The organism is Paracoccus salsus, from assembly GCF_021556615.1.
GTDB lineage: Bacteria > Pseudomonadota > Alphaproteobacteria > Rhodobacterales > Rhodobacteraceae > Paracoccus > Paracoccus salsus.
In genome coordinates this window covers 141,107-163,679 of sequence record NZ_JAKGGD010000007.1, presented here as the reverse complement: position 1 = coordinate 163,679, position 22,573 = coordinate 141,107, and the positions used below count along the sequence as shown (strand labels likewise).

The 22,573-nt window shown below is 65.5% G+C and carries 26 protein-coding genes; 3 read left to right on the top strand and 23 right to left on the bottom strand.

Annotation, left to right across the window (positions count from 1 at the left end):
* The first annotated feature begins 34 nt into the window (after window positions 1-34).
* Together L1965_RS14105 and L1965_RS14100 are read left to right on the top strand one after the other, a co-directional pair.
* Entirely contained in the window at window positions 35-370 is a 336-nt protein-coding gene (locus L1965_RS14105; RefSeq protein WP_235757085.1) for a DUF952 domain-containing protein, read from the top strand.
* Window positions 367-1,425: a quinone-dependent dihydroorotate dehydrogenase gene (locus L1965_RS14100; protein ID WP_235757084.1), complete on the top strand. Its 1,059-nt coding sequence runs from the start codon at window positions 367-369 to the stop codon at window positions 1,423-1,425. The genes L1965_RS14105 and L1965_RS14100 overlap by 4 nt, the downstream gene beginning before the upstream one ends.
* Here L1965_RS14100 and cysE read toward each other — a convergent pair.
* The 19 genes from cysE to L1965_RS14005 all read right to left on the bottom strand — a co-directional run bounded on the left by cysE (window position 1,422) and on the right by L1965_RS14005 (window position 17,146).
* Window positions 1,422-2,249, bottom strand: a complete 828-nt coding sequence (cysE, locus tag L1965_RS14095) for a serine O-acetyltransferase (RefSeq protein ID WP_235757083.1) — start codon at window positions 2,247-2,249, stop codon at window positions 1,422-1,424. The two genes, L1965_RS14100 and cysE, sit on opposite strands and share 4 nt — an antisense overlap.
* A gap of 81 nt (window positions 2,250-2,330) precedes the next feature.
* Entirely contained in the window at window positions 2,331-3,044 is a 714-nt protein-coding gene (locus L1965_RS14090) for a DUF2793 domain-containing protein (protein WP_235757082.1), read from the bottom strand.
* A complete protein-coding gene (locus L1965_RS14085) occupies window positions 3,031-6,915 on the bottom strand; it encodes a baseplate multidomain protein megatron (RefSeq protein WP_235757081.1) in 3,885 nt (1,294 codons plus the stop codon). The genes L1965_RS14090 and L1965_RS14085 overlap by 14 nt, the downstream gene beginning before the upstream one ends.
* A gap of 22 nt (window positions 6,916-6,937) precedes the next feature.
* Window positions 6,938-7,372 (bottom strand): NlpC/P60 family protein, encoded by a 435-nt coding sequence (locus L1965_RS14080; protein ID WP_235757080.1) that lies wholly within the window; start codon window positions 7,370-7,372, stop codon window positions 6,938-6,940.
* Window positions 7,365-8,198, bottom strand: coding sequence for a phage/gene transfer agent baseplate hub protein (locus L1965_RS14075; protein WP_235757079.1), 834 nt, complete (start codon window positions 8,196-8,198; stop codon window positions 7,365-7,367). The genes L1965_RS14080 and L1965_RS14075 overlap by 8 nt, the downstream gene beginning before the upstream one ends.
* Window positions 8,195-8,827, bottom strand: a complete 633-nt coding sequence (locus L1965_RS14070) for a DUF2460 domain-containing protein (protein WP_235757118.1) — start codon at window positions 8,825-8,827, stop codon at window positions 8,195-8,197. The genes L1965_RS14075 and L1965_RS14070 overlap by 4 nt, the downstream gene beginning before the upstream one ends.
* 16 nt (window positions 8,828-8,843) lie before the next feature.
* A complete protein-coding gene (locus L1965_RS14065) occupies window positions 8,844-9,500 on the bottom strand; it encodes an RcGTA-type gene transfer agent tail tape measure protein (protein ID WP_439332094.1) in 657 nt (218 codons plus the stop codon).
* 18 nt (window positions 9,501-9,518) lie between these two features.
* Window positions 9,519-9,749: a rcc01693 family protein gene (locus L1965_RS14060; protein WP_338421490.1), complete on the bottom strand. Its 231-nt coding sequence runs from the start codon at window positions 9,747-9,749 to the stop codon at window positions 9,519-9,521.
* Window positions 9,746-10,060, bottom strand: a complete 315-nt coding sequence (locus tag L1965_RS14055; protein ID WP_235757078.1) for a gene transfer agent family protein — start codon at window positions 10,058-10,060, stop codon at window positions 9,746-9,748. The genes L1965_RS14060 and L1965_RS14055 overlap by 4 nt, the downstream gene beginning before the upstream one ends.
* Window positions 10,060-10,473, bottom strand: coding sequence for a phage major tail protein, TP901-1 family (locus L1965_RS14050; RefSeq protein ID WP_235757077.1), 414 nt, complete (start codon window positions 10,471-10,473; stop codon window positions 10,060-10,062). Before L1965_RS14050 ends, L1965_RS14055 begins: the two co-directional genes overlap by 1 nt.
* Before the next feature lie 12 nt (window positions 10,474-10,485).
* Window positions 10,486-10,905, bottom strand: a complete 420-nt coding sequence (locus L1965_RS14045; RefSeq protein WP_235757076.1) for a DUF3168 domain-containing protein — start codon at window positions 10,903-10,905, stop codon at window positions 10,486-10,488.
* Window positions 10,902-11,240: a head-tail adaptor protein gene (locus L1965_RS14040; protein WP_235757075.1), complete on the bottom strand. Its 339-nt coding sequence runs from the start codon at window positions 11,238-11,240 to the stop codon at window positions 10,902-10,904. Before L1965_RS14040 ends, L1965_RS14045 begins: the two co-directional genes overlap by 4 nt.
* Window positions 11,240-11,854: a head-tail connector protein gene (locus L1965_RS14035; protein ID WP_235757074.1), complete on the bottom strand. Its 615-nt coding sequence runs from the start codon at window positions 11,852-11,854 to the stop codon at window positions 11,240-11,242. Before L1965_RS14035 ends, L1965_RS14040 begins: the two co-directional genes overlap by 1 nt.
* Before the next feature lie 192 nt (window positions 11,855-12,046).
* Window positions 12,047-13,225, bottom strand: coding sequence for a phage major capsid protein (locus L1965_RS14030; RefSeq protein WP_235757073.1), 1,179 nt, complete (start codon window positions 13,223-13,225; stop codon window positions 12,047-12,049).
* A 135-nt stretch (window positions 13,226-13,360) separates the two neighbouring features.
* A complete protein-coding gene (locus tag L1965_RS14025; RefSeq protein ID WP_235757072.1) occupies window positions 13,361-13,891 on the bottom strand; it encodes an HK97 family phage prohead protease in 531 nt (176 codons plus the stop codon).
* 3 nt (window positions 13,892-13,894) lie between these two features.
* Window positions 13,895-14,128, bottom strand: coding sequence for a GTA head formation protein, RCAP_rcc01685 family (locus tag L1965_RS14020; protein ID WP_235757071.1), 234 nt, complete (start codon window positions 14,126-14,128; stop codon window positions 13,895-13,897).
* 4 nt (window positions 14,129-14,132) lie between these two features.
* The gene (locus L1965_RS14015; RefSeq protein ID WP_439332093.1) at window positions 14,133-15,317 is read right to left on the bottom strand and encodes a phage portal protein; all 1,185 of its coding nucleotides are present in this window, start codon (window positions 15,315-15,317) and stop codon (window positions 14,133-14,135) included.
* A 112-nt stretch (window positions 15,318-15,429) separates the two neighbouring features.
* Window positions 15,430-16,776, bottom strand: a complete 1,347-nt coding sequence (locus tag L1965_RS14010; RefSeq protein ID WP_235757069.1) for a DNA-packaging protein — start codon at window positions 16,774-16,776, stop codon at window positions 15,430-15,432.
* Window positions 16,727-17,146, bottom strand: coding sequence for a hypothetical protein (locus L1965_RS14005; protein ID WP_235757068.1), 420 nt, complete (start codon window positions 17,144-17,146; stop codon window positions 16,727-16,729). Before L1965_RS14005 ends, L1965_RS14010 begins: the two co-directional genes overlap by 50 nt.
* Window positions 17,147-17,570: 424 nt before the next feature.
* Between L1965_RS14005 and L1965_RS14000 the strand changes: the two genes are divergently transcribed.
* Window positions 17,571-17,918, top strand: a complete 348-nt coding sequence (locus L1965_RS14000; RefSeq protein WP_439332095.1) for a transposase — start codon at window positions 17,571-17,573, stop codon at window positions 17,916-17,918.
* Window positions 17,919-18,241: 323 nt separating this feature from the next.
* Here L1965_RS14000 and L1965_RS13995 read toward each other — a convergent pair whose 3' ends face one another.
* The 4 genes from L1965_RS13995 to L1965_RS13980 all read right to left on the bottom strand — a co-directional run bounded on the left by L1965_RS13995 (window position 18,242) and on the right by L1965_RS13980 (window position 22,511).
* Window positions 18,242-18,679 (bottom strand): hypothetical protein, encoded by a 438-nt coding sequence (locus tag L1965_RS13995; protein WP_235757066.1) that lies wholly within the window; start codon window positions 18,677-18,679, stop codon window positions 18,242-18,244.
* A gap of 123 nt (window positions 18,680-18,802) precedes the next feature.
* Complete coding sequence (mltG, locus tag L1965_RS13990) at window positions 18,803-19,987, bottom strand: endolytic transglycosylase MltG (protein WP_235757065.1); 1,185 nt, start codon at window positions 19,985-19,987, stop codon at window positions 18,803-18,805.
* The gene (gene fabF, locus L1965_RS13985; protein WP_235757064.1) at window positions 19,984-21,246 is read right to left on the bottom strand and encodes a beta-ketoacyl-ACP synthase II; all 1,263 of its coding nucleotides are present in this window, start codon (window positions 21,244-21,246) and stop codon (window positions 19,984-19,986) included. The genes mltG and fabF overlap by 4 nt, the downstream gene beginning before the upstream one ends.
* Before the next feature lie 140 nt (window positions 21,247-21,386).
* The gene (locus tag L1965_RS13980) at window positions 21,387-22,511 is read right to left on the bottom strand and encodes a Hint domain-containing protein (protein WP_235757063.1); all 1,125 of its coding nucleotides are present in this window, start codon (window positions 22,509-22,511) and stop codon (window positions 21,387-21,389) included.
* Between the last annotated feature and the right edge of the window lie 62 nt (window positions 22,512-22,573).

Here is a 22,573-nt window from a genome sequence, read left to right as displayed (position 1 = left end):
TGACGCCAGCGCGCGTGACAAGGCAAATGCGCCCATGTTGATCTACAAAATACTTCTCGCGGACGAATGGGCGACGATGCAGGGCGCCGGCAAGACCGAGGGCGCGCCGGTCGATGTCGCGGATGGGTTCGTCCATCTTTCCACCGCCGAGCAATTGCCGGAAACCTTGTCGAGGCATTTCGCGGGCGTGGACGGGTTGGTCCTTCTGGCCTGCGACGCGGCCGCGATGGGCGATGACCTGCAATGGGAGCCGTCGCGTGGAGGCGATCTGTTTCCGCATCTCTACCGTCCATTGCTGATCGCAGATATTCGCTGGACAAGGCTGATACAGATGGGCTCCGAGGGGCATGTCACGGGACGGCTGGAATGAATGTGATCGAGCGGCTGGGGCTGGCCGCGATGCATCGGCTCGATCCCGAGCATGCACATGACCTGTCCATCAGGGCGTTGGGGGCCGGGCTTGTTCCGCTGCCGGGTGCACCTGTCACCTCGGACAGGCTGCACACCAAGCTTGCCGGGCTGGACCTGCCGAATCCAATCGGCCTGGCGGCCGGATATGACAAGAACGCGAAAGCCCTGGCCGCGCTGATGCGCGCCGGATTTGGTTTTGTCGAACTGGGTGCCGCCACGCCTCGGCCACAACCAGGCAACAGCAAGCCCCGCCTGTTCCGCCTGGCCGGGGATCGGGCGATCATCAACCGCTTCGGCTTCAACAACGAGGGTGCCGCCAAGATTGCCGAGCGCCTCGCCGCGCGGCCTGACGGCGTCCCGGTCGGTCTGAACATCGGCGCGAACAAGGACAGCGTGGACAGGGCGGCCGATTTTGCCGAAGTCGTCCGTATTGCGGGCGCTTCGGCAGATTTCCTGACAGTGAATGTCTCTTCTCCGAACACCGAGAAACTACGAGACCTGCAGGGCGCCGATGCGCTGGCGGCGTTGCTGGAGAGGGTGATCACGGCGCGCGACGCGCTGCCCGACAGGCGGCCGGTTTTCGTCAAGGTCGCACCCGACCTGGATGAAGCCGCGCTGTCCGATATCGCAGCGGTCGCCCGGAACGCGCGCGTCGATGCGATCATAGCGACCAACACCACGCTGTCGCGCGAAGGCCTCACAGACCCGCAAAGATCCGAAGCCGGCGGGCTTTCGGGCGCACCCTTGTTTCGGCGTTCGACGACAGTCCTCGCAAGGCTCTACAGGCAGTTGAATGGCGAAATTCCCCTGATCGGCGTCGGCGGCGTCGGCTCTGCCGGGCAGGCCTGGGAAAAGCTGCGGGCAGGCGCGACGGCGGTCCAGATCTATTCCGCACTGATCTATGAGGGATTTTCGCTGGCGGCACGCATCGCCGAAGACCTAGACGCCAGACTGGGACGCGAAGCGGTCACGCTACCCGAACTGACGGGCAGCGGTATCGCCGACTGGGTCTAGAAATACTCCTCAGTTCCCAGCAACTGATTCATGCTGTGCGAAGGCTCCGGACAGCCTGCATCGCCGATCACGCGCGCTGGAACGCCCGCCACGGTCTTGCAGCAAGGCACATCATGCAACACGACCGAGCCAGCCGCGATGCGCGAATGATGCCCCACCCGGATGTTGCCCAGCACCTTGGCGCCAGCGCCGATCATCACGCCGTCGCCGATCTTGGGATGGCGGTCACCATCTTCCTTCCCGGTCCCGCCAAGCGTCACGGAGTGCAGCATCGACACATCATTGCCAACGGTCGCCGTCTCGCCGATGACGATGGAATGGGCATGGTCGATCATCACTCCCGTGCCGATCTGCGCGGCAGGGTGAATATCCACGCCGAAACACTCGGAGCAGCGCATCTGCACGAAATACGCCATGTCACGGCGATCGTGCTTCCACAGCCAATGCCCCATCCTGTAAGCCTGCAACGCTTGGAAACCCTTGAAGAACAGGATTGGCTGTATGAGCCGATGCGTCGCGGGATCGCGGTCATAGACCGCCAGGATATCCGCCCGCGCCGCATCGCCAAGGTCCGGTGTCGAGGCATAAGCCTGATCCGCCAACTCTCGCAGGATCTGCTCGCTCATCTCACCAGATGCAAGCTTCAACGAAAACCGATAAGCCAGCGCCGCCTCTAGATTGTGATGATGCAGCAAACCGGCATGGATCAGTGCACCCAGCAGCGGCTCGTCGCGTACGGCTTCGGTCGCTTCGTCGCGTACCTGCGACCAGACCGCGTCCCGGTCCAGATCCAGTGCCCTCTTGCGGCTGTCTTGAATGTTCATCGGAACCACCCGCGTCAAATTGAACCCCTTTCATAGCCCAGAATGGATCAGGGGAAAAGACACAGGTGGTGCCGAAGATCGTCAGCCCGGCAGGCGCATGGACAGCCAGTGCACCGCCAGGCTGACGGTGCCCGCACTGAAGGTCCCGCCCTCTGCGGTCATCAACAGGGCCGCGGGTTGATAATAGGTCATCGGCGTTCCCAGCATGCCGCGGGCCCAGGAGTCTTTCGCGATTCCAATGCCCTGACCGAAGCGGTTTTCAGCGCCTGCGGTACCAAGCCGCCAGCCGGAAAGGGATCCGGAAAGCGCCTGTGTCACCCGTGCGGCAGCACCTATGACCATGGCGCCAGACGGTATCGTCACGCCAGTGTCGAACGTGCCGCCCGCCGCGACGGTCACTTCAGCCTCAGCCATCCCCGCGGTCAGGGCCGAACCCAGCGCGCCAAGCGTCATCGCGCCAGCGACCCAGCCGCTTTCATCGTGGATCGCCGCCACGCCCATGTCGGCCACGAAGGCTTGCATCCCGGGCGTGGGGGTCAGGAAGACCCAGCCGCCATTGCTTGCGATCGCGATTTGTCCGCCGCGTCCCGCCCAAGCGCCGGCGCCGTTCCCAGACACGCCCCAGCACTGGCCATCGGTAAACGACGCCGGAGGCTGCGCAGAAGAGACGCTTTGAAGCACCAGGTTGACCAGCCCGTCGAGCCGCGCGAGCGCCTCGTTGACCGTGACATGTTTCTGTGCCTGGGCTGGCTGCAGAAGCGGCATCCCAAGCCGGGTGCTCTCATTCGTCGGCATTGAAAGTCCTCCTTAGAAACGCGCCGGCACCGAACTGGTCCGACAATTGCGCGACCGCGACGGTGTACGCTCCGCCGGCGTTGATGATCTGCCAGATGTCGCCGGGAATGGTGTACTCGGCAGCGCCGAGTTGCACCTCATGCAGTCGCGTTCCGAATTGCGAGATCCGCAGCAGATAGACCTCGCGGCTTTCACCCAGCGGAACGTCGAGACCTTCCCAACCGTCGCCTTCGATCCGTGTCCTGCGAATCCAGCTCAGCTTTCGTCCATCCGCGCGAAGATGGCAGGGCGCGTATGGCCGCAATCCGATACCGCGCGCCTGAGTGAGGCGATCGCGATAACTGGAATCGTCGGGAGCCCGTGTTGCAGGTCCGATCCGCCAGAACCTCTCCTGGCCTCTGGCGGTGGGCGACAGCTTGACTTGCTGCGGCGCGCCATCAAGCAGAACAACCATGCTACCTTCGGGCCAGATGTGAGGCATGGTCGCATCCGTACCCGCCTGACCACGCAGGCGCTCGCTGATTTCCCAGACACCCTGGCCGACGGGCTCCGCCTTTCGGAACTGCAGGATCTCCCAGTTTTCGGGCGACCCGTCACCGATCGCCAGGACGTTGGCGCCTGCCAGCAAGGCCCTCTGGGTGACTGATCTGAGGGCGCCGGACTTGATCCGGACGCGCAGCGGCGCGCCGCGATCCAGCACACCGGGTCGCGCACTCTCAAGCACCGACAACGAGCGCCCGATCACGGCACGTCGATCGAGAGCCAGGTTGAACTCGTATCCTCCCTCTTGCTCGATCGAGACATATGCGGCAACGGTGCCGGGCCAGGGATGGGCCGTCACCGCAAGATACGGCGCATGGGGCACTTCGTCGCCTCGCAACAGCGGCAGGTCCAGAAACACCGGCAGAACCGGCATCGGAGGCACATAGCGCCGGATCCTCGTTTCATCCTCGTTGGACAAGGCGGGACGATAGACTCCTGGCTCGACCCTGACGGCATCAACGGTGATGGCCCCCGCGCGCTCGACCCGGTCGATGCGCCAACGGCGCGGCTCGATCCCGACCTGATGGATCCTGACGACATCGCCGGGCCCCAGCCCGGACAAGGATGGCGGCAGGGCGAAACGCACCGTATCGCGCGAGACGACGGCCTCGGACAGCCAGCGTTCGGCGATCGCGCGTCCTTCAGCGCGCGTCAGCAGCATCGGAAACTCGCTTTCCGTGACGGTCTCCTGGTCGGCCTGTGGAAGGCTCGTCTCGGCGGTTGCTGCGGCATAGTCCGCGCCCGCTTCGACATGGGTCAGCCGTAGCCGGCCAACCAGTTCCGGCTCGGGAGCGCGCACTGTTTCAAGGCCGACAATCTCGTCCGCGATGGCAAGGTCGTCCGCGCTCAGATCAGCGCGCGCCAGCCCGTCGCGGCTGACAAATCGCAGCACTCCCTCGCGCTCGACCGCATCGAAGCCGTGCGCCAGCATCAGTGGTTGCAGCGCCGCCCGACCGCTTTCGCCGCCACCCAGACCATAGCCGCGAACCACACCGGAGATGCCGCTGGTATCGAACGACGACACCCCCGCGCCGCGACAGATATCGCCCACGACTGCGGGCAGCATCACCGCACCCGCCCGGCCGTTCAGCCAGTGTCCACGCTCCCATGCCGGTCCATCGGACCAAAGGTCGCCCCGCGCGGGAAAGGCGGGATAGGGTCGGGCATCCCAGCACCAGACATGGGCACGGTCCAGATCGACCATCCGGCCGCCGCCCTCCATGGAAGGGTTATTGTCGGCCTTTGACCAATAGGCGTTGAACGCCTGCACATAGGCGGCCTGGATGGCATCGTCGCGCTGCCCGGTCGAATAGAACGGAAGCACGCTTTCCGAACTCATGGCGTCGAGAAACTTGTTCGGCTGATTGGTTGCCTTGTCCAGTGCCGCGCAGCCGTACTCCGTGAACCAGACCGGCTTCGAACCCGGAATCCAGCCCGTGGCCTCCCGAGACCGGACACCGCCGGGTCGGTCGAAATGCAGGTTCTGCCACCAGCTTCTGATGTCCTTGTAGCGCCAGACCCAGGCCTCGTCATATTGTCCATCGGTGATGGGCGTGCGGTGTTGCGCGTCGCGATCGGCATCGCTGGCATAGTACCAGTCGTATCCTTCGCCACCGCAGACATTCGACCCAAGATATTCGGGGTTGTCGATACGGCCCCACCGGGCGTCCAGATGGTCATCTCCGTCGCGCCAGTCCGACAACGGCATATAGTTGTCGATTCCGATGAAATCGATGTTGTCGTCCGACCAGAGTGGATCAAGGTGAAAGAAGAGTTCCCCGTTGCCGGGGTGATGGCCAAAATATTCCGACCAGTCAGCAGCATAGCCGATCCTCACCTCGGGTCCCAGGATCGCGCGCACATCCGCAGCCAGACGCTTGAGCTGCGCGACCGCCGGATAACGATTCTGCGGACCCCGGATCTGTGTCATGCCGATCATCTCGGAGCCGATCAGGAACCCGTCTATTCCGCCCGCCGCCGCGCATAGATGCGCGTAGTGCAGGATGAACCTGCGATAGGACCACTCGTCCGGCCCGTGATAGCTGACCTGGTCGCCAGAGCGGCTGAAATCGGCAGCTTCGGCATTTCCGAAGAATGCCGCGACCTGATCTTCCGCCACCTGCGTGCCGTCGGGTGATCCAGCGCCGCCGGCAGCGACCGAGGTGGTGATGCGCCCGCGCCAGGGCATCACCGGTTGCTCCGACCCGCCATAAGGATCTGTGAGCCCGTTCCCGGAAAGCTGCTCCATCAGGATGAAGGGATAGAATACCGCGCGGCGACCCGATGCCGCGATTGCGCGCAGTGACTGGATCACCGAGCCGTCCGATGGCGTGCCGCCATAGATCGGCCGCCCCTCGACGCGCGCCACGGTCTGCGCCTCGTTCCGGGTGAGTCCACCCGCGCGCCAGAGCATTTCGCTGCCATCGACCTCAGTCTGCTCGACCTTGGGGCGAAGACCGCAGCGATTGATCCGAAGGTCGTCTCCGAACCACGATACCACCAGCGAAACTGATCCCACATTCGGCAGTTCGCGTCCCAGAGTGTCCATCGAGACACTGAAATCCGTCCCGCCCATTGGCGAACTGACATTGATCGACCGGACCTCGCCAAGACCCAGATCCTGGGTGACGGGTGTCGTGGCCAGCGCATATTCGCCAGTCCCCGGGATCAGCGCCACGGCGCGCACGTCCCGGCACAGACCGGTTCCGTCTCGTGCAGGGCAGGTCACCTCGAAGCTCAACTGTGGCATTCTGTTGCCCCAGCGTTCAAGGTTCAGATCCTCCAGCACCACATAGGCAACGCCGCGATAGGTCGGTGCGGAGTCACCCTCACGGGCCGCGACGGCGGGGTCTGGCATCTGGGTCTCGGTGCCGCGATAGACACGCATGTTCAAGCTGGACGCGGCGACCTCTTCGCCGTCCGCCCAGACGCGACCCACGCCCAAAATCTGCCCCTCGCACAACGCCAACGCGACCGACAGACGATAGCTGACCTGCGTCACCTTGGACGTCGGCGCTCCCTTGCCGCCGCCGTCATCGGAGCGGCTGACCTCTTCCAGAGAAGAAGCCCAGATCACGTGTCCGGGCACCCTCATTTGCCCCCATATCCGCGGCACGGGTGCGCCTTCGCCCGCGGTTTGCAGTCGAAGGCGGTCGATGCGACCTGTCTCGACTGCCTTTGAACCTGCGCCCAGCAGACGCTGGTCAATGGCGCGACCCACCGTCGCCCCGATGGCACGGCCGATAACGGCGCCGGACAGGCCGAGGAACGCGCCCCCGAAGCCGCCTCCGACAGATGCACCAACTGCGGACAGCACAATCGTGGCCATCGCGACCTCCTTCGTCAGATCTTCATGGGAAGCGGAACCGGGCAACGACCCGGCTGCGCCAAGGCGCGGTCAGCGGACTTTCGATCACGCCGTGATGAGAATATGCATGAACAAAGCGTGGTGCCTCGCCGGTCTCGACGACGATACCCAGATGCTTGGCGATCGCACCTGCGCGCATCCGGAAGAGCAATATCTGCCCCGGACCCAGCTCGCTGTCACGCGCCACAGACAGCAGATGTCGCGTGGCCCCCTCCAACAGCAATTCGTTGGCCTCGAACTCACCCCAGTCAGGCGTGTAAGGCGGCGCAGTTTCCGGCTCGTCGCCATGAAGGGTCCGCCAAACACCGCGGATCAGGCCGAGACAATCGGCGCCTCCACCCTGAACGCTCGCCTGATGCACATACGGCGTGCCTATCCATGCGCGCGCCGCGGCGACAACCACCGCCGGCTCAGACATTGCGGCCTCCGGCGCGCGGAGCCATCAACCAGTCCTCGGTCGGCAGATGCGGAAAGCCTCGAAAATTCGCGAAATTCCCGAACTTCTGTCGGCAGGTTTCGGCGCGCTTGTCGCATCCGGCGGTCAGCCTGACCGGATCCCCGGCCGTGGGTACAATGCCAAGACCCTGCCAAAGCTCGATCTCGCGCCCACCTCCGGGCAGAACGGTATCGTTCTTGACAACGCCTTGCAGGCCCTTGGCACCGCCACCGCGCATCAGCAGCGAGCCACGTTCGAACCAGCCATTCTCGAACGGAGGAAACTCGGCAAAGCGAAACAGCACACCCTCTTCGCAACCCTGAATGGCCACATCCGCACGAACCGCGGGCGTGGTCAGGTTCAGCTTGCAGGCCGCGTCACCCAGACGGGCTGAACATCGCGGGTGATAGACACGTCCTTGGGGTGAGTTCAGCGGTTCGGACAGGCCGCGCAACTCGGCGCGGAATGCTCCGCGCGATCGCGATATCTCGCCCAGGCTGCCGGCAAAGACGAGCCTGCGCCTGTCGCCATCACGCCAGTCCACCTCCCACATCTTCAACTCGGCACCATCCCAGCGCCCGGCCATCAGATCCTTTTCGGTGATCGCGTCGTGCGACAGCGCGCCTTCTGCCTCGGAATTGTCGACCGACAACCCGGATCCCTGGACCAGCGCGCGCGCGCTCATGCCGTGATCGGGACGGAAGGTGACGCCGTCGAAATTCAACGTTGTATCATGATCGGTGAAGCCCAGAACCATCCCGTCGCCACGGCGGATCCACCAGGCGCGGCAAACCGTTGTCGTGCTCATACCCGAACCTCTACCACCGGAATCTGCGGCATTTCACCTGCTTGGAACGAAGCGACCGAGACAGAAATCCGGTCTGTGTCAAAGCGCACCGGAACGTCGAATTCATAGCCCGCAGTAATCCGGGCTCCCGGCTCGGGCGCGTCGTGAAAGGTCACCAACCCGCGTAGATGATCAACCTCGTAGTCATCGCCAGGAAATCTTTCGACCCCACCGACGCCCGCGCGAACACTGCCGATGACCGGCTTGGTCAAGGGGCGATGATAGCGTGCCGGACCCGAGGCATAGGCCTTGGTCAGCTGGAATTCGACGGTGTTTCCGTCGCCTCGCGCAATTTCCTGATCTTCGAAAGCGGGCGACCGCGAGGGAATGCAGCTCTTGAAATCCGACCAATCCTTCCAGCGAAACCCGTGAAGCTGACCGGCTCTTGCCTCGAAGAATGCGACCAGGGCCGAAAGGTCATCCAGCGATCGCAGGCCCATGCCGGCATCATAGCGTCGCCGTGCATGTGCCCAGGGCGTGTTGCGCTCTTCGAAACCGCTTGCCAGCGCCACGATCTCGGTGCGCCGTTCGGGACCGCCGATCGATCCGAATGACAGGTTTGCGGGAAACCTCACCTCGTGAAATGCCATCATATCCTCCGTGCGTTCAGCGGTTGCGGTCGCCGCGCGAAAGCGCGCGACCAAGCTGGGCGGCGATCTGGGACTGGCTGCGCTGGAACCCGGCGACATCCGGAGTCGTGACATTCACCGTGACATGGACAGCGCGCGCACCGCCGGCCTGAGCCGCGACGCCCAGCCGTCCATCGGCACCGCGCCGCAAGGGCATGATCGCCTCGGGACCGGCCTCGCCCATCAGTCCCGTTGCCCCACGCATCGGGAAATGGGTCGCCTCCGCGACCACGCCCCCCTTGGCGAACGGCATCACCCGTCCCTGGACAAAGGCACCGCCGTTTGCGAATGGCAAGGCGCCCGACAATATTCCGCCGACGCCGTTCGCCAGCGACCCTGCCAGCGCGCTTTCAACCGGCTTCATCGCGATCGAGAACACCGTGTCTGCAATCTGCCGGCCAATTCCCTTCAGCGCCTCCGAAAGCTTTTGACCGTCGAAGATCAGCCCGTCGAATGCCCGGCGCAGACCGGTCTCGATGCCCGAACTCAGGGTCCCCACCTCCTTTGATGTGAAGACCATCGACTGCCGCAGGCGGGCCAATTCGGCCTCGAACTCTGCCGTCATTCGGGTTGTCTGGCTGAAACCCTCGTCCACCTGGTCCAGCGTGGAACCGAAGCCGTCCTTGTTCGCCATGTTGATGGCCCCCGCTTGTCAGTTGTCGTCGTTGTCGCTCTGCGCAGTTCCCTGATCGGGAAAACGCGCCGCAAGTTCGGCGAGCCGGCCTCGGGTCATCGCCGGCGATTCGCCTTCGATCCCCAGCATCAGGGCCAGTTCAGCCGGTGTAAGCGTCCAGAATTGGTCCGGCCGCAGCCCAAGCCCGTGCAGGCCCGCCCGCATCAGGCCGGGCCAATCGAGCCCGGCCTGTCTTCCGCCGCCGTTCACGCCGAGATCCGGAATGCCCGCGCCAGCAGTTCGGCGGCCAGTCGTCCGACGGCGACGGGTCCGCCGTCGATTTCGACCGCCAGAAGATCCTCGGCCCGACCCTGCCAGCCGCCTCCGTGAAGCCCCGCGACCACCACCGCAAGGACATCCCGGCTGGAAAAGCGACCGGCCTCGAAGCGCTCCGCGAGCGCCAGGAGACTGTCGGCGCCCAGAGCCTGCTCGAGTTCGGCCAGCGCACCCAGCGTCAGCCGTGCCACATGGGGCTGGCCATCCAGCACGACCTCGACCTCGCCTCGCATCGGATTGACCATCACAGCGCCGTAAAGCTCAGCGCACCAGCCGAGGCCATGGTCAACTCGTAGGTTGCCTCGCCGTTGTAGCTGCCGGCATATTCCAGCGCGCTGATCTGAAACGGACCTTCGACAGTGCCGAAATCCGGGATCACGACTTGAAACTGCGGAACCTCGCCATCGAAGAAAGCCTGACGCGCGCGCGCATCGGTATCGGCATCGCGAAACACCCCCGAACCCGAGATCGAGGCGCTGCGAACCCCGGCGCCGCCCAGCAATTCGCGCCAGCCGCCTTCGCTTTCCAGGCTGGTGACATCCACCGTCTCGGCATTGAACGAGAGGCGGCTGGCGCGCAACCCGGCCACCGTCTCGAAGGCGCCGTCGCCCGTAATGTCCATCTTGATCAGCAGATCGCGTCCGTTCTGTACCGCCATGGGTCCGTCTCCTCAGCCCAGATCAATGCGGGCCCGGAAGGTCAGGTCGACCCGCCTTGCTGCCCCGTTTTCCACCCTCCGCGCTTTCGCGCGCAGGAACCAAATCCCAGCCAGATGCCCATGATCCAGCGCCAACGCGCCGCTCTCGAGGGCCTGACTGACTGCAACGGCTGCCGCCTTGACTGCGGCAAAGCCTGCGCTTTCATGCGTCCCGGACAGCACCGAAACGACAAAATCATGTTGCGAACCGGGCGCTGTCATGTCGCCGGCATCCTTGACCTCTTCCGGCCCCAGAGAGACATAGACGCCCGCCGGCGCCTCGACCGGCATGGCGTCGAAGATCGCGTCGCCCACCAGTGCCGACAGCGCAGCATCCGCGCGCAGGTTCTGGTAGACCGCTCCTTGCAGCGCCACGCCTGCTGCATAGGTCATGCCTGGTCCTCCTCTCTTGCAAAGCAGGTCAGCCACCGACCCGCGGGATCGCGTTCTGCGACGGCTTCGATCCGGAACAACCGGTCCTGAAGCCGCAATCGCTGTCCGGCCGCGGGCCGCCGCGGATCACCCGACGGCTGTCCGCGCACGGTGATCCGCCAGGACACCACGCTTTGCGGGCCGACCTCTGCGAACCGTTCGCGACCAGCCCCGGCGTCCATCTCGGCCCACAGCGTCCCGATCTGTCGCCAGACGACGCTGTGGCCGCCCATCCCATCGTCCTGCCGCTCTGCCGTTTCCAGCATCAGTCGCACATTCAGCCTCGGCGCGCCCATCAGCGTGCCTCCCGGCTGCCACGCCCGGCCAGCGTGCGAACCTGTCGCCAGCGTTCGATCAGCGCGCTGACCCCGAAGGGCATCGCGCCTTTCGACCCTTCGAAGCTGCGATCCTCATAGTATCGCGCAGCCAGCATCAGGACCGCCTGCGCCAGATCCGCTGGAACCGCAGCCCATTCCGCGCCAAAGCCCGCGGTGAACGTCACCGTCACGCTGCCCCGGCGCGGCACATTCGGCAGGATGACCCCCGTAGGCAGGATCATCGGGCGCTGGCCATCGGGCAGCAACCGCCAGCCATCAGCCGGCAGGGTCGTGACCGTTCCGGAGCCGTCATCGATCTCGATCCCCTGGACCGAGATGACCGGTGCCAGCGGCAGGGGCTGTCCCAGCCTGTCGCGCCAGTCATCCAGCTGCATCCGGAAGCGCCGCGTCAGCAGCACCTTACCCGTGCGGGCCTCAATGGTGGCGATCGCAGCGCGCAGATATCCCGTCAGCGCCGCCGTTTCGGCACTGTCCTCGGCAATCTGGAAGCCCGAGCCAAGGCGCAAATGCTCTCGCAGCGCGGCGACAGGCAGCGCCTCCACCGCCGGCGCCGTTTCCTCTATCAGCATCATGTCGCGAACCTCCCGTGCTGCCGTCCGCCTCAACATTCCATGACGGCGGGGCCCACATTGGCCCCGCCTGGTTCTCAGTTGCGGAAAAAGGGGCACGCCCGCGCGCCGGCCATCAGCGCGCGCGGACAGTTGCAAAGCCGGTATGGCCAGCGACCCGTGCGCGCCCCTTTCCCTCGCCAGATCCGCGAAGGATCAGGCGAACTGCAGCAGCTTCAGGGCACGGAAGTCGGTGATCCCGCCGCCGACACGCTTGGTCGCATAGAACAGCACATGCGGCTTGGCGCTGAACGGGTCGCGCAGCACGCGCAGATCGGGACGCTCGACGATGGTATAGGCGGCGTGGAAATCGCCAAAGGCGATCGACAGCGATTCCATCTCGATGTCGGGCATGTCCTCGCTGATCAGAACCGGATAGCCCATCAGCTGCGCCGACTGGCCGGCCGAAAGCGCATCAGCCCACAGGAAACGTCCCTCGGCATCCTTCATCTTGCGCACGCGCGCGGCCGTCTTCGAGTTCATCACGAAGCTGGCGTTGGCGCGATATTCCGCACCCAGGGCATAGATCAGGTCGATCAGGGCATCGGCCGGTGCCTCGGGGCTGAAATCGCCCAGTGCGCCGCTGGTGATGACACCGATCTCACCGTCCGCTGCCGTTGCGACCGGCGCGGTCGGATAAGACAGGATGCCGCGCGGCTTGGACAGACCGTCGCCATTGATGAAGGCCGCCGCTTCCGAACGGGCGAACTTGTCGGCAATCCGCTCGGCCAGCCAGGATTCCACGTCGAAGGCCGCGTCGTCCAGAAGGCGCTGGCTGGCCTTTGGCATCGCCGACAGTTCGTGGACCGGGATCGAGATCCGCTCGATGCCGCCCGAAGCGCTTTCGGTCGCCGCCGTCTCGGTGGCCCAGCCGGCCCCGACATCGCCCTTGTCGACCAGCACCTCGTAGGCAGACGATTCCACCGCCACGACATTGGCCAGCTTGCGCAGCGAAGCGCCCGAGCGCAGCACGTTCTGCACCGTCTCGGCGACCTGCGGCGCGGCCAGGAACCCGCCGTCGCTGGCGACCGTCAGGCCCTTCTCCTCGATCACCAGGCCGCGCAGGCCGTCATCGTCGCCGCAGCGAAGATAGGCGTTGAACGCCTTCTGGTGCGGGACCTCGGTCTCGGCGGTGGTCGACAGAGGCGCGCGGCCCCGGATGGCGGTCTTGCGATCAAGCATGTTCATACGCTCTTCCTGTGCTTGCAACTTGTTCTGAATGTCTTGGCGGAAGCCCTTGAGTTCGCTTACGAACCCAAACATTGCCCCCTTTAGATCGACGCCCCCGACGTCGGCGGGCGCGTCCCCGCCGCCCGCGGCCTTCACCTCGGTCATGGTCTTCTCCTCATCGCGATGTCCGGGGCCGACCCGCCCCTGTTGCCGGAACCGCCCCACCAGGCACGGTCCCGTCTCGTCGGGTGGGGCTTTTGCCCCACCCCGTCCCGGATCGGGGCAAAAGCCCCGTTCCGATCACTCCAGCCGCAGCGCCTCGGCCGCCGCGCTGAACAACGCGGCCACCTCACGCAGATCCTCGGATTCCTTTCGGCCGACCTTCGCCTCGGGCAGCATCGGGAAGGTGACCAGAGACACCTCCCACAGCTCGACCTCGGCCAGGGCCCGGCGCCCCTTCTGGTCACGTTGCGCGCGGATGGTGCGATAGCCGATCGAAAGCCCGTCGATCGCGCCGGCCCGGATCAGCACCGCAGCTTCCCGCGCCTGTGCAACATCCGGCAGCAGTCGCCCCTTGACCCAGAGACCCCTTTCGTCCTCGCGGATTTCGTCCCAGACCCCGATCGGCCGGGTCGGGTCGTGCTGCCACAGCATCCGCACCTTGTCGCCCTTGCCGGCCAACCTGTTCAGGCTGGCGGAGAACGCCCCCGGCAGCACGGCGTCGCCGCCCTGATCGGTCATTCCGAAGATGCTGGCATAGCCTTCGATCACATGCCCGTCCGACAGGGTCGGAGCCCCGCCCGCGAATTTCACCTCAAGTCCCGGTACCATCCCTCAGCCTCCTTTCGGCGCGAACTCCAGAATTCCCTGCACCGCCTGCGTCAGGATCACCGCGACCACGCCGTAAACCGTCATCCACAGCCGCCGCTCCAGCCCTTCGATCAAGGTCTCGATGCGCTCCAGCCGCTTCTCGACCGTGCCGAATTGCAGCGCCATGATCCGTTCCTGCGCCTCGAACCGCTGATCGTGCCAGCCGAAGGCGTCCTTGACGAAGCGCGATCCCTCCATCGCCTCACCCATCGGCCTGCGGCGGCAGCCCCAGCAGCACCCGCTTCTCGGCATCGGTCAGAAAGCTGGCTGCGCTGATGCGCGCCCATTGCTGATCGCGTTCTGCGGCCAGGGCGGGGACCTGGTCAGGATCGGGCCGCAGCACGATCTCGGCGCCCAGGTGCTCGGACAGCCACCACGCAACCGACGCCGCCACGCGCATGGCCATCGGCAGTACGGTCAGCCGATAGAAAGCCCGGTGCGCCTCGGCATAGTTCGCGTAGGTCGCGTCACCGGGAATGCCCAGCAGCATCGGCGGCACGCCGAAGGCAAGGGCGATCTCGCGGGCGGCAGCCATCTTGGTTTCGTGGAACTCCATGTCGCTGGGGCTGAACCCCATCGGCTTCCAGTCCAGCCCGCCTTCCAGAAGCATCGGGCGACCCGCGTTGCGCGCCCCCTGGTGGTTCATCTCGATCTCACCCACCAGCCGGTCATATTGCTCGGGGCTCAGCACGCCCTGCCCGTCCATGCCCTTGTAGACGATCGCCCCCGAAGGTCGGGCCGCATTGTCCAGCAGCGCCTTCGACCAGGCCGAGGCGCTGTTGTGGACGTCCACGGCGACCGCCGCGGCCTGCATCGGCGACAGACCGTAGTGATCATCCTGAGGGTGAAAGCTCTTGATGTGGCAGATCGGATCGGGACTGCCGGTCATGTCGAAGCGATGCTTGCGACCGCCGACCGAGTACTCGAACGCCACCGGCCAGCCATCCGCGCCGGGAACGATGCTCATCCGGTCCGACCGCAGCACGTGCAGTTCCTCGGGCAACCCGTCCGGGCCCAGTCCGACCGCCTCAAGATAGCCGTTGCCGGACAGAAGCATCTGTCCGAACAGCGATTCGAACAGCTCGGCGCGACCCTGCCCCGGATTGGGACGCCGCAGCAGATCGACGATGGGATGCGTTTCGTAACGCCTTTCGCGATCCTCGCAGACCAGCGGCACCGCGGCCGCGGCCTCGGCAATCAGCCTGACCGATCGGAAACCGACCGGATTGCTCACGAACCCGCCGCGCGTCAACGACCCGGTGTCGCGCGCCGACCAGACCGGTCGGCCCGAACCCGTCGCGAATGCCACCACCCGGCCGGTCGCGCTGGCCTTCCTCTCCTGCACGGGAGCGGATTTCTCCTCCCGCGAAAACAATCGAAACGCCATGTTCGCCTCCATGCCTCGGCCATGAAAAAAGCCGCTCCCGAGGGGGCGGCCTTCTACATCTTCTGTGCAAATAACCTTGAGGAACCCGGGGACACCGCCCCCGGATCACACGCTACAGCCGCCGCATCTGCGGCCGCCGCCAGCCTGCGGCCGGCTCTATCATCAGTTCGTGGATCGCCCAGACCAGCGCATCCAGACGGTCCGGGCTGCCGCGCCCTTCAAAGCCCCGAACCGTCATCTGGCACAGCTGATCCTCGAGAGCGCCCAGATTGCCGGACCGGACATGCTTCACGCGGCCCTGCTCGTACAAGGCCGCGACGGGTTCGGCCCGCAACCCCTTGCCGCGACCGGCCCGCAGCGCCTTGAAGGGGACCAGCGGATCGACCTGGCGGATGACACTCTCGACAAGGTCGCCGCCCTGATTGACCTCGGCGACCAGCTTCTCGGCACCGTGGCGGTCCATCGCGGCGATGGCGGCCCGCGCCCACTCGGTCGGTCCGCCGCGGATCGTCGCATCCTCCAGCACCACGGCGCGCCAGTCGCGCGGCTCGCCTTCGGCCACGACCCCGGCCACCACGATCCCGCATTCGTCGCTGGCCTTGCCCGCCGTCACCGCCGGATCGACGGCGACCACGACACGTGTCAGCTTCGGCACCGTGTCGATCCGCGCGCTTTCCAGCATGCCGGTCGTCCACAGCGCGCCCTCGACATCGTCCAGCAGCACGCCGTCCAGTTCCTGCCGCCCCAGCCGGGTTCCGCCATAGCGCGACTGCACCTCGGCCAGGAAGCTTTCGGCCAGATAGGCCCGGTTCGCATCGGTCGGCGCGTGTGTCGTCACCGTCGAGGCGTTCCCCAGAATCCGCTTCAGCACGCCGACATTGCGCGGTGTCGTGGTCACGACCTGCTGGGGATGCGACCCCAGGCGCAATGCGAACTGAAGCATGTCCCAGCTATCCTCGGCCTTCTTCCACTTGGCCAGTTCATCCACCCAGGCCGCGTCGAACTGCGGGCCGCGCAGCGCCTCTGGCTCGTGCGCCGAATAGACGGTCGCGGTGGCGCCATTGGCCCAGACCAGCCGTCGCCTGCCAGCCTCCCAGACCGGCCTGCGATCGGGGGGCGAGCAGGCCAGGATGCCCGACTCGCCGAACACCATCACTTCGCGTGCCTGGTCGAAGGTTTCCCCGACCAGCGCGACGCGGTGACAGCGGCCGGGTGCGACGGCGGTCGATCCCTCGACCATCCGCCGCACCCACTCGGACCCGGCGCGGGTCTTGCCCGCGCCGCGCCCGCCCATGATCACCCAGCTTTTCCAGTCGCCCTCGGGCGGCACCTGGTGAGGCAGCGCCCAGAACTCGAACAGCCACGGCAACGCCATCAAGGCGTTCTCGCTCAGCCCTCCAAGAAACGCGTCAACCTCCTCCGGCCCGGCGGAGGCAAGCCAGGCGGCGCCCGACTTCATCTCTTGCCGCGTCAAGGTCGAGACTGCCTCCTCCGACCCCGCCGGCGATGTCCTTGCGAAGTTTGTCAACCCTGTTCCTTTCCGTCATCATCAGATGGACCGCCTCGCGGACGTCCCTTGCCATCTGGATCGCCTTTTTCAGTTCCGCCGGATCGATGGCGGCGCTTTCGCGCGCCGCCAGCGTTTCCTTGTGGCTCTCCAGATCCTTGACGTAGGACCAGAAAAGCCCTTCGGCGACGGCAATTGCCTCTTCCGCATCGCACCGGCGTCGCTCTTCCCCGATCAGGTCAGCAGCGCCATCGGTGACTTGCGTTTCGGCCATAAACGGCCCTCCGGGATCACCGACCCCGCCCCATTCCATATCGTTCATGCAAACTGTCCCGCCTCGTGTCCTGTCCGCACGAGCCAAGAAACGGAAAAAGCGGCGCGGGGTTGCCCCCCGGCCGCTTGCCCATTTCTCCCAGCATGTGTAATTTCTACTTCAGGGCGTTCGGTGAGTCAATCGCTAAACCCAAGGACGATCCCTTCAGACAATCTTATTCTTTCAAAACAGCTTCTTAACCCACGCAACACCCCCAGCGCACGCCGTGCAACACGGCGCGAAAACCGCAACACCAGGGCCAACCGGAACGGAATCGCCCGCCGCAATCTCGCGACGCGCCCCGGTCATCGCGGCAGCGCAGATGGGGTGGTTGCCGCCCTCTCCAGACGGCATTGCAGCGTGCCACGCTTCTTCGCGTTCATGATGCAGCAGGCGCCCGGTCCGGTCATCATCGAGGCGTCCGGCGGCGCGCATTATCGGGCGCCGCACGAAACGCACGGCGCTGGCCTCCCGGTCGGACACGGCGCGCCGGCTTCAGACCATGACGGGCGTTGGATCGCCGACGGCCGTCGCGGTGGAGGCATTCGGCCCCGACATGGTCCCGTTCGAAACAGGGCGCGACCTTGCGACCTGGTCGGACCTTGTGCCCTGGCCGCATTCCTCGGCAGGCAAGGAGCGATTGGGGCGCATGACCAAGGCGGGCCAGGCCGATATCCGACGCGTCCTGATCCTGTTGGCGCAATGTCGCGACGGCGCTGGCTTGGGCGGTGCACCATTGCGTCGGCCAACACGATGGTTCGGCAGATCTGGACGACGTTGACAAAGAACGAAGATGACAAGGATCCGGCGCAGGCCGTCACGGCATGATGTTCCTGGCGAACCGCTGGCGACGGTGCCACGGGGGCGTGAGAGGACGACGACCTGAATGGGCAGAACGATCGAACAGCAGCGGATTGGGAAAACCGGTCCAGCGATACGAGCTGAAAGCTCGAAGCGCCGATCTGGACCCGATCCGCTGCTCCCCATCCCGGCCCGCGGCTTCAAGACGTGCCGCATCACGAGGGCTGACAGAAATTCGCACTCGATCACGCGCCAACAAGGTCAGAACCTTCTTGCAGCGCGGGCGGCAGACACGGAAACCGCTCAGCCTTTCTTCTTGTTGCTGTCCTTGGCGCGCGCCTCGGTCGCGGCGGCGATGGCATTGCTGGCCTCGTCCTGCATCTTCTGGGCAAAGGCGACCATCTGCGCGGCATAGGCCTCGGCCCAGTCGGGGAATTGACCGCCTTTCGCGGCCGACTCGCGCATCTCCTCGCCCTTCTCGCGCATCTTCTGGAACTGTTCCTCCCAGGCGGCCTGCATCGCCTCCCACTGCTCGCGGACATTCTCGTTGGCGTTCTCGAAATAGCTCCGCATCTGCTTGTTCATCTCGTCCTGGCGCTGCAAGGCGGTCTCCTGCCATTTCTGGGCGCTGGCCATCATCTCGTCATTGCGCGAGCTGATCTGGTCCTGCCATTCGGCGGCCCGCTTTTCGAACGAGCGGGCATTGTCGGCGAGGGTCGAAAACATGTCGGACAGTTTCATGGCAAATTCTCCTGATTCACAGGGACCGGACCGGCGCAGCCTGCGCCTTGGGACACGGCCCGCCCCTTCGCCGTCAAGCCTGCTGCGAGGAACGGGCTTTGTCAAACCCTCTGGACGGGCGGCTCAGCCCCCGCCCTGGACCGGCGTATCGGTCGGTTCGCCCCGCTGCGCCTCGATCTCGCGCCAGCGCGCGACGTTGCTGTTGTGCTCGTCCAGCGTGCGCGCAAAGGCGTGGCCGCCGGTTCCATCGGCGACGAAGAAGACATAGTCGGTCTGCGCCGGATTGAGCGCGGCGCGAATCGCGGCCCGCCCCGGATTGGCGATCGGCGTCGGCGGCAACCCATCGATGCGATAGGTATTGTAGGGTGTCGTGGCGTTCAGTTCGGACCGGCGCAGGCCCCGGTCCAGAACCTGCTGTCCCTTGGTCACGCCATAGATCACCGTCGGGTCGGTTTCCAGGCGCATGCCCCGTTCAAGACGGTTGACGAACACGCTGGCGACCTGCGGACGCTCATCGGGAACGCCGGTCTCCTTCTCGACGATCGAGGCCATGATCAGCGCCTCCTGGGGGCTGTCATAGGGCAGGCCAAAGGGACGCGCCTCCCACTCCGAGGCCAGGATGGTCGCCTGCCGCCGCGACATCTCGGCCAGCAGCGCCGCCCTGTCCGAGCCGCGCTCGACCTCATAGGTGTCGGGCGCCAGACTGCCCTCGGGCGGAACCTCCGCAACCTCGCCGGCAAGGAAGTCCACCTGCCGCAACGCCTCGGCGATCTGCCAGCTTGTCACGCCCTCGGCCACCGTGACCCGCAAACGGGCGTCCGGCTTCTGCGCGGCGGCGGCGATCGCCTCGGGCTGTTGCTCGCCCGCCGGATCGTAGCGCGCCATTTCCTTGAAGACACCCGTCTCGACATCCATATCGCGCAGCAGGACCGTGTTCTCGCGCACGCCGACCCGCAAGATCACCTCGGTCCCGCAGGTCGAGGGGCCGCCCGCGGTGATGACGCCGACGATGTCCTCCATGCTGGCGCGCGGCGGCACCAGATAGCTGCCGAATTTCAGGTCGCGTGCCTTGCCCATGTAGTCCGTGCCGGCGCGGAAGATATAGGCGCTGCTGACGGCACCCTGAGCGGCCAGTTGCTGGCTGACCGCGTTCAGGCTGGCGCCGGGCGCGATCTGCACGCATTGCGCCACCTCGCTGTGGCCCGGCCCGCTGAACTCATGCTTGCCCCAGGCCACCGCCGCGGCGGCGGCGACCAGCAGAACGATCAGAAGGGTCAGGAAATTCGAGGCGATGTTGCGCCAGATCATCCCTTGACCTTCCCCAGCACCAGGCTGGCATTGGTTCCGCCAAATCCGAAGCTGTTGGACAGCGCCACCTCGACCTTGCGCCGCACCGCGGCGTTTGCGGCCAGGTCCAGCCTGGGCGTCACGGCCGGGTTGTCCAGGTTGATGGTCGGGGGGCATATCTGGTCACGGATCGCCAGGATGCAGAAGATCGCCTCGACCGCGCCCGCGGCGCCCAGCAGATGTCCGATGCTGGACTTCGTCGATGACATCACGGCATTGCCCGCGTGGTCCCCCATCAGCCGCTCGACCGCGCCAAGCTCGATCGTGTCGGCCATGGTGCTGGTGCCATGCGCGTTGATGTAATCCACATGTTCGGGACCGATCCCGGCGCTGCGCAGGGCATTCTGCATCGCGCGATATCCGCCATCGCCGTCCTCGGCGGGCGCGGTGATGTGATAGGCGTCGCCCGACAATCCGTAGCCCAGCACCTCGGCATAGATGCGCGCCCCGCGCGCCACGGCATGCTCGTATTCCTCCAGCACGACGCAGCCCGCGCCCTCGCCCATGACAAAACCGTCGCGGTCCTCGTCATAGGGACGGCTGGCCGCCTGCGGATCATGCGCGCGCTTGGTGGACAGCGCCTTGCAGGCGTTGAAGCCGGCGATCCCGATCTCGCTGATCGGGGCCTCGGCGCCGCCGGCGACCATGACGTCGGCATCGCCCAGCATGATCAGCCGCGCCGCGTCGCCGATCGCATGGGCGCCGGTCGAGCAGGCGGTCACGACCGCGTGGTTCGGACCCTTGAATCCATAGCGGATGCTGACCTGACCCGAGATCAGATTGATCAGCGCGCCGGGGATGAAAAATGGCGAGACCCGCTTTGGCCCGCGTTCCTTGATCAGCACCGCCGTATCCGCGATCGAGGTCAGTCCGCCGATGCCCGAACCGATCATCACGCCGGTGCGCAGACGATCTTCCTCGGCCTCTGGCCGCCAGCCGGAATCGCGGACCGCCTGGTCGGCCGCAGCCATGCCGTAAAGGATGAAATCATCGACCTTGCGCCGGTCCTTGGGTGCCATCCAGTCATCGGGGTTGAAACTGCCGTCGCTTCCGTCGCCAAAGGGGATCTCGCAGGCATATTGCGTCACCACGTCCTTGGGATCAAAGCGCGTGATCGGCCCGGCGCCCGACTGGCCGGCCAGCAGCCTTTCCCATGTCGCCTCGACGCCCGAAGCGAGGGGCGTGACCATCCCCAGACCGGTGACAACAACCCTGCGCATGTTCACGTCCTTGCCTGTTCAATTTCGGGACGTGATACACGCCCGAAACCGATCAGGCAACGCATGAGAGTCTTGCGCCGAGACCACGCTCGGGCCCGGAGAGCTCAGGCCCGGAGAGCCCAGGCCTGCTGGCCTGGACGTCAGAAGCCGGCGATCACCGGCTTGTTGTTCGCCAGATGCCGGTCGGCCAGCTTTCGTCCATGCCGGCCCGACACCAGCGGACGCACGGGGACAGGTCCCTCGATTTCCGCACCGATCTCGGCCAGTTGCGGGAACAGCTCCAGAATCTCGGCGCGGGCGGATTCCGGCACGCTTTTCAGCGCCTGGGCGCCGGTGAACAGAGTCTCGGTCACCGCCCCGTTCGAGAACACAAGTTCGTGCCGTTCCAGCAGAAGATGGACATAGATCACCTCGGCGGCGTCCTCGACCACCTCGATCCCCGGCAGCACCAGCAACTGCTTGGCGGCGACCAGGACCTCGTCGGTGCCGAACATCCGCTGCGCGATGGCGGATCGCACCAGAACGCGATGCTGCGGCGATACCAGCAGGTCGGCCTGCGGCACGCCCGGGCCCAACGCCCCGGCGCGGATGCGGACCGGTTGCAGGGACTCGCTGCCGCGCACGTCAAGGCTGCGGGACCCGACCCAGCGAAGCGGCTGCGCGCCGTGATCCACCGTTTCGACCAGATCGCCTTCGCGCAAATCCTCGACCGGGCGCGGCCCGGCCGGCGTCGCGATCATCGTGCCGGCGACGAAGCAGACGACGAAATCGTTCGCGTTGCGGTCGTCGCCCAGATCGGCCCTGTTGAGGATGAGCCTGTTCAAGGTGCCCGAAACGATCGGGCCGCTTTGATACGCGGCGGAATCCGCGTTTTCGGACAGTTCCGGCGCAAGGAACAGGTTGCCCGCCTCGTCCTGAAACACGACTGCGCTGACATCGGCGGTCGAACCATCAAGGAACGTGATCGTCGCCTCATAGACGCCCACCCCCTCGAAGGTCGCGGTCGTGGGCGACGTTTCGCCGGGAAGCGTATAGGTGACCTGATCGCCGCCGCCCGACCGGCTCGTGTCCAGAGCGCCATCCCGCCCGGCAATATCCTCGGCGGTTACACTGACGATGCGTTCGTAAAGCGGGTCGTCCGGCGTCCCGGCGGACTGGCCGACCAGATCACCGGCGCTCTCACTGGTGCTGTTGCCCTCGACGGGGTCGATGTTCCACCCGCCGCCATTTCCCAGAAAGATGGCATTCCACGTCGTCGGCATCATCCACTCCTAACAGATCAGGCGCTCGAACAAGCAGGCGAGCCACCAAAAAGACCAATTGATCT

Excerpts from the sequence above, each read along its gene's own strand:
- L1965_RS14105 (WP_235757085.1), top strand. The coding sequence starts at position 35 with ATGTTGATCTACAAAATACTTCTCGCGGACGAATGGGCGACGATGCAG.
- L1965_RS14100 (WP_235757084.1), top strand. The coding sequence starts at position 367 with ATGAATGTGATCGAGCGGCTGGGGCTGGCCGCGATGCATCGGCTCGAT.
- cysE (WP_235757083.1), bottom strand. The coding sequence starts at position 2,249 with ATGAACATTCAAGACAGCCGCAAGAGGGCACTGGATCTGGACCGGGAC.
- L1965_RS14090 (WP_235757082.1), bottom strand. The coding sequence starts at position 3,044 with ATGCCGACGAATGAGAGCACCCGGCTTGGGATGCCGCTTCTGCAGCCA.
- L1965_RS14085 (WP_235757081.1), bottom strand. The coding sequence starts at position 6,915 with ATGGCCACGATTGTGCTGTCCGCAGTTGGTGCATCTGTCGGAGGCGGC.
- L1965_RS14080 (WP_235757080.1), bottom strand. The coding sequence starts at position 7,372 with ATGTCTGAGCCGGCGGTGGTTGTCGCCGCGGCGCGCGCATGGATAGGC.
- L1965_RS14075 (WP_235757079.1), bottom strand. The coding sequence starts at position 8,198 with ATGAGCACGACAACGGTTTGCCGCGCCTGGTGGATCCGCCGTGGCGAC.
- L1965_RS14070 (WP_235757118.1), bottom strand. The coding sequence starts at position 8,827 with ATGGCATTTCACGAGGTGAGGTTTCCCGCAAACCTGTCATTCGGATCG.
- L1965_RS14065 (WP_439332094.1), bottom strand. The coding sequence starts at position 9,500 with ATGGCGAACAAGGACGGCTTCGGTTCCACGCTGGACCAGGTGGACGAG.
- L1965_RS14055 (WP_235757078.1), bottom strand. The coding sequence starts at position 10,060 with ATGGTCAATCCGATGCGAGGCGAGGTCGAGGTCGTGCTGGATGGCCAG.
- L1965_RS14050 (WP_235757077.1), bottom strand. The coding sequence starts at position 10,473 with ATGGCGGTACAGAACGGACGCGATCTGCTGATCAAGATGGACATTACG.
- L1965_RS14045 (WP_235757076.1), bottom strand. The coding sequence starts at position 10,905 with ATGACCTATGCAGCAGGCGTGGCGCTGCAAGGAGCGGTCTACCAGAAC.
- L1965_RS14040 (WP_235757075.1), bottom strand. The coding sequence starts at position 11,240 with ATGGGCGCGCCGAGGCTGAATGTGCGACTGATGCTGGAAACGGCAGAG.
- L1965_RS14035 (WP_235757074.1), bottom strand. The coding sequence starts at position 11,854 with ATGATGCTGATAGAGGAAACGGCGCCGGCGGTGGAGGCGCTGCCTGTC.
- L1965_RS14030 (WP_235757073.1), bottom strand. The coding sequence starts at position 13,225 with ATGACCGAGGTGAAGGCCGCGGGCGGCGGGGACGCGCCCGCCGACGTC.
- L1965_RS14025 (WP_235757072.1), bottom strand. The coding sequence starts at position 13,891 with ATGGTACCGGGACTTGAGGTGAAATTCGCGGGCGGGGCTCCGACCCTG.
- L1965_RS14020 (WP_235757071.1), bottom strand. The coding sequence starts at position 14,128 with ATGGAGGGATCGCGCTTCGTCAAGGACGCCTTCGGCTGGCACGATCAG.
- L1965_RS14015 (WP_439332093.1), bottom strand. The coding sequence starts at position 15,317 with ATGGCGTTTCGATTGTTTTCGCGGGAGGAGAAATCCGCTCCCGTGCAG.
- L1965_RS14010 (WP_235757069.1), bottom strand. The coding sequence starts at position 16,776 with ATGAAGTCGGGCGCCGCCTGGCTTGCCTCCGCCGGGCCGGAGGAGGTT.
- L1965_RS14005 (WP_235757068.1), bottom strand. The coding sequence starts at position 17,146 with ATGAACGATATGGAATGGGGCGGGGTCGGTGATCCCGGAGGGCCGTTT.
- L1965_RS13995 (WP_235757066.1), bottom strand. The coding sequence starts at position 18,679 with ATGAAACTGTCCGACATGTTTTCGACCCTCGCCGACAATGCCCGCTCG.
- mltG (WP_235757065.1), bottom strand. The coding sequence starts at position 19,987 with ATGATCTGGCGCAACATCGCCTCGAATTTCCTGACCCTTCTGATCGTT.
- fabF (WP_235757064.1), bottom strand. The coding sequence starts at position 21,246 with ATGCGCAGGGTTGTTGTCACCGGTCTGGGGATGGTCACGCCCCTCGCT.
- L1965_RS13980 (WP_235757063.1), bottom strand. The coding sequence starts at position 22,511 with ATGATGCCGACGACGTGGAATGCCATCTTTCTGGGAAATGGCGGCGGG.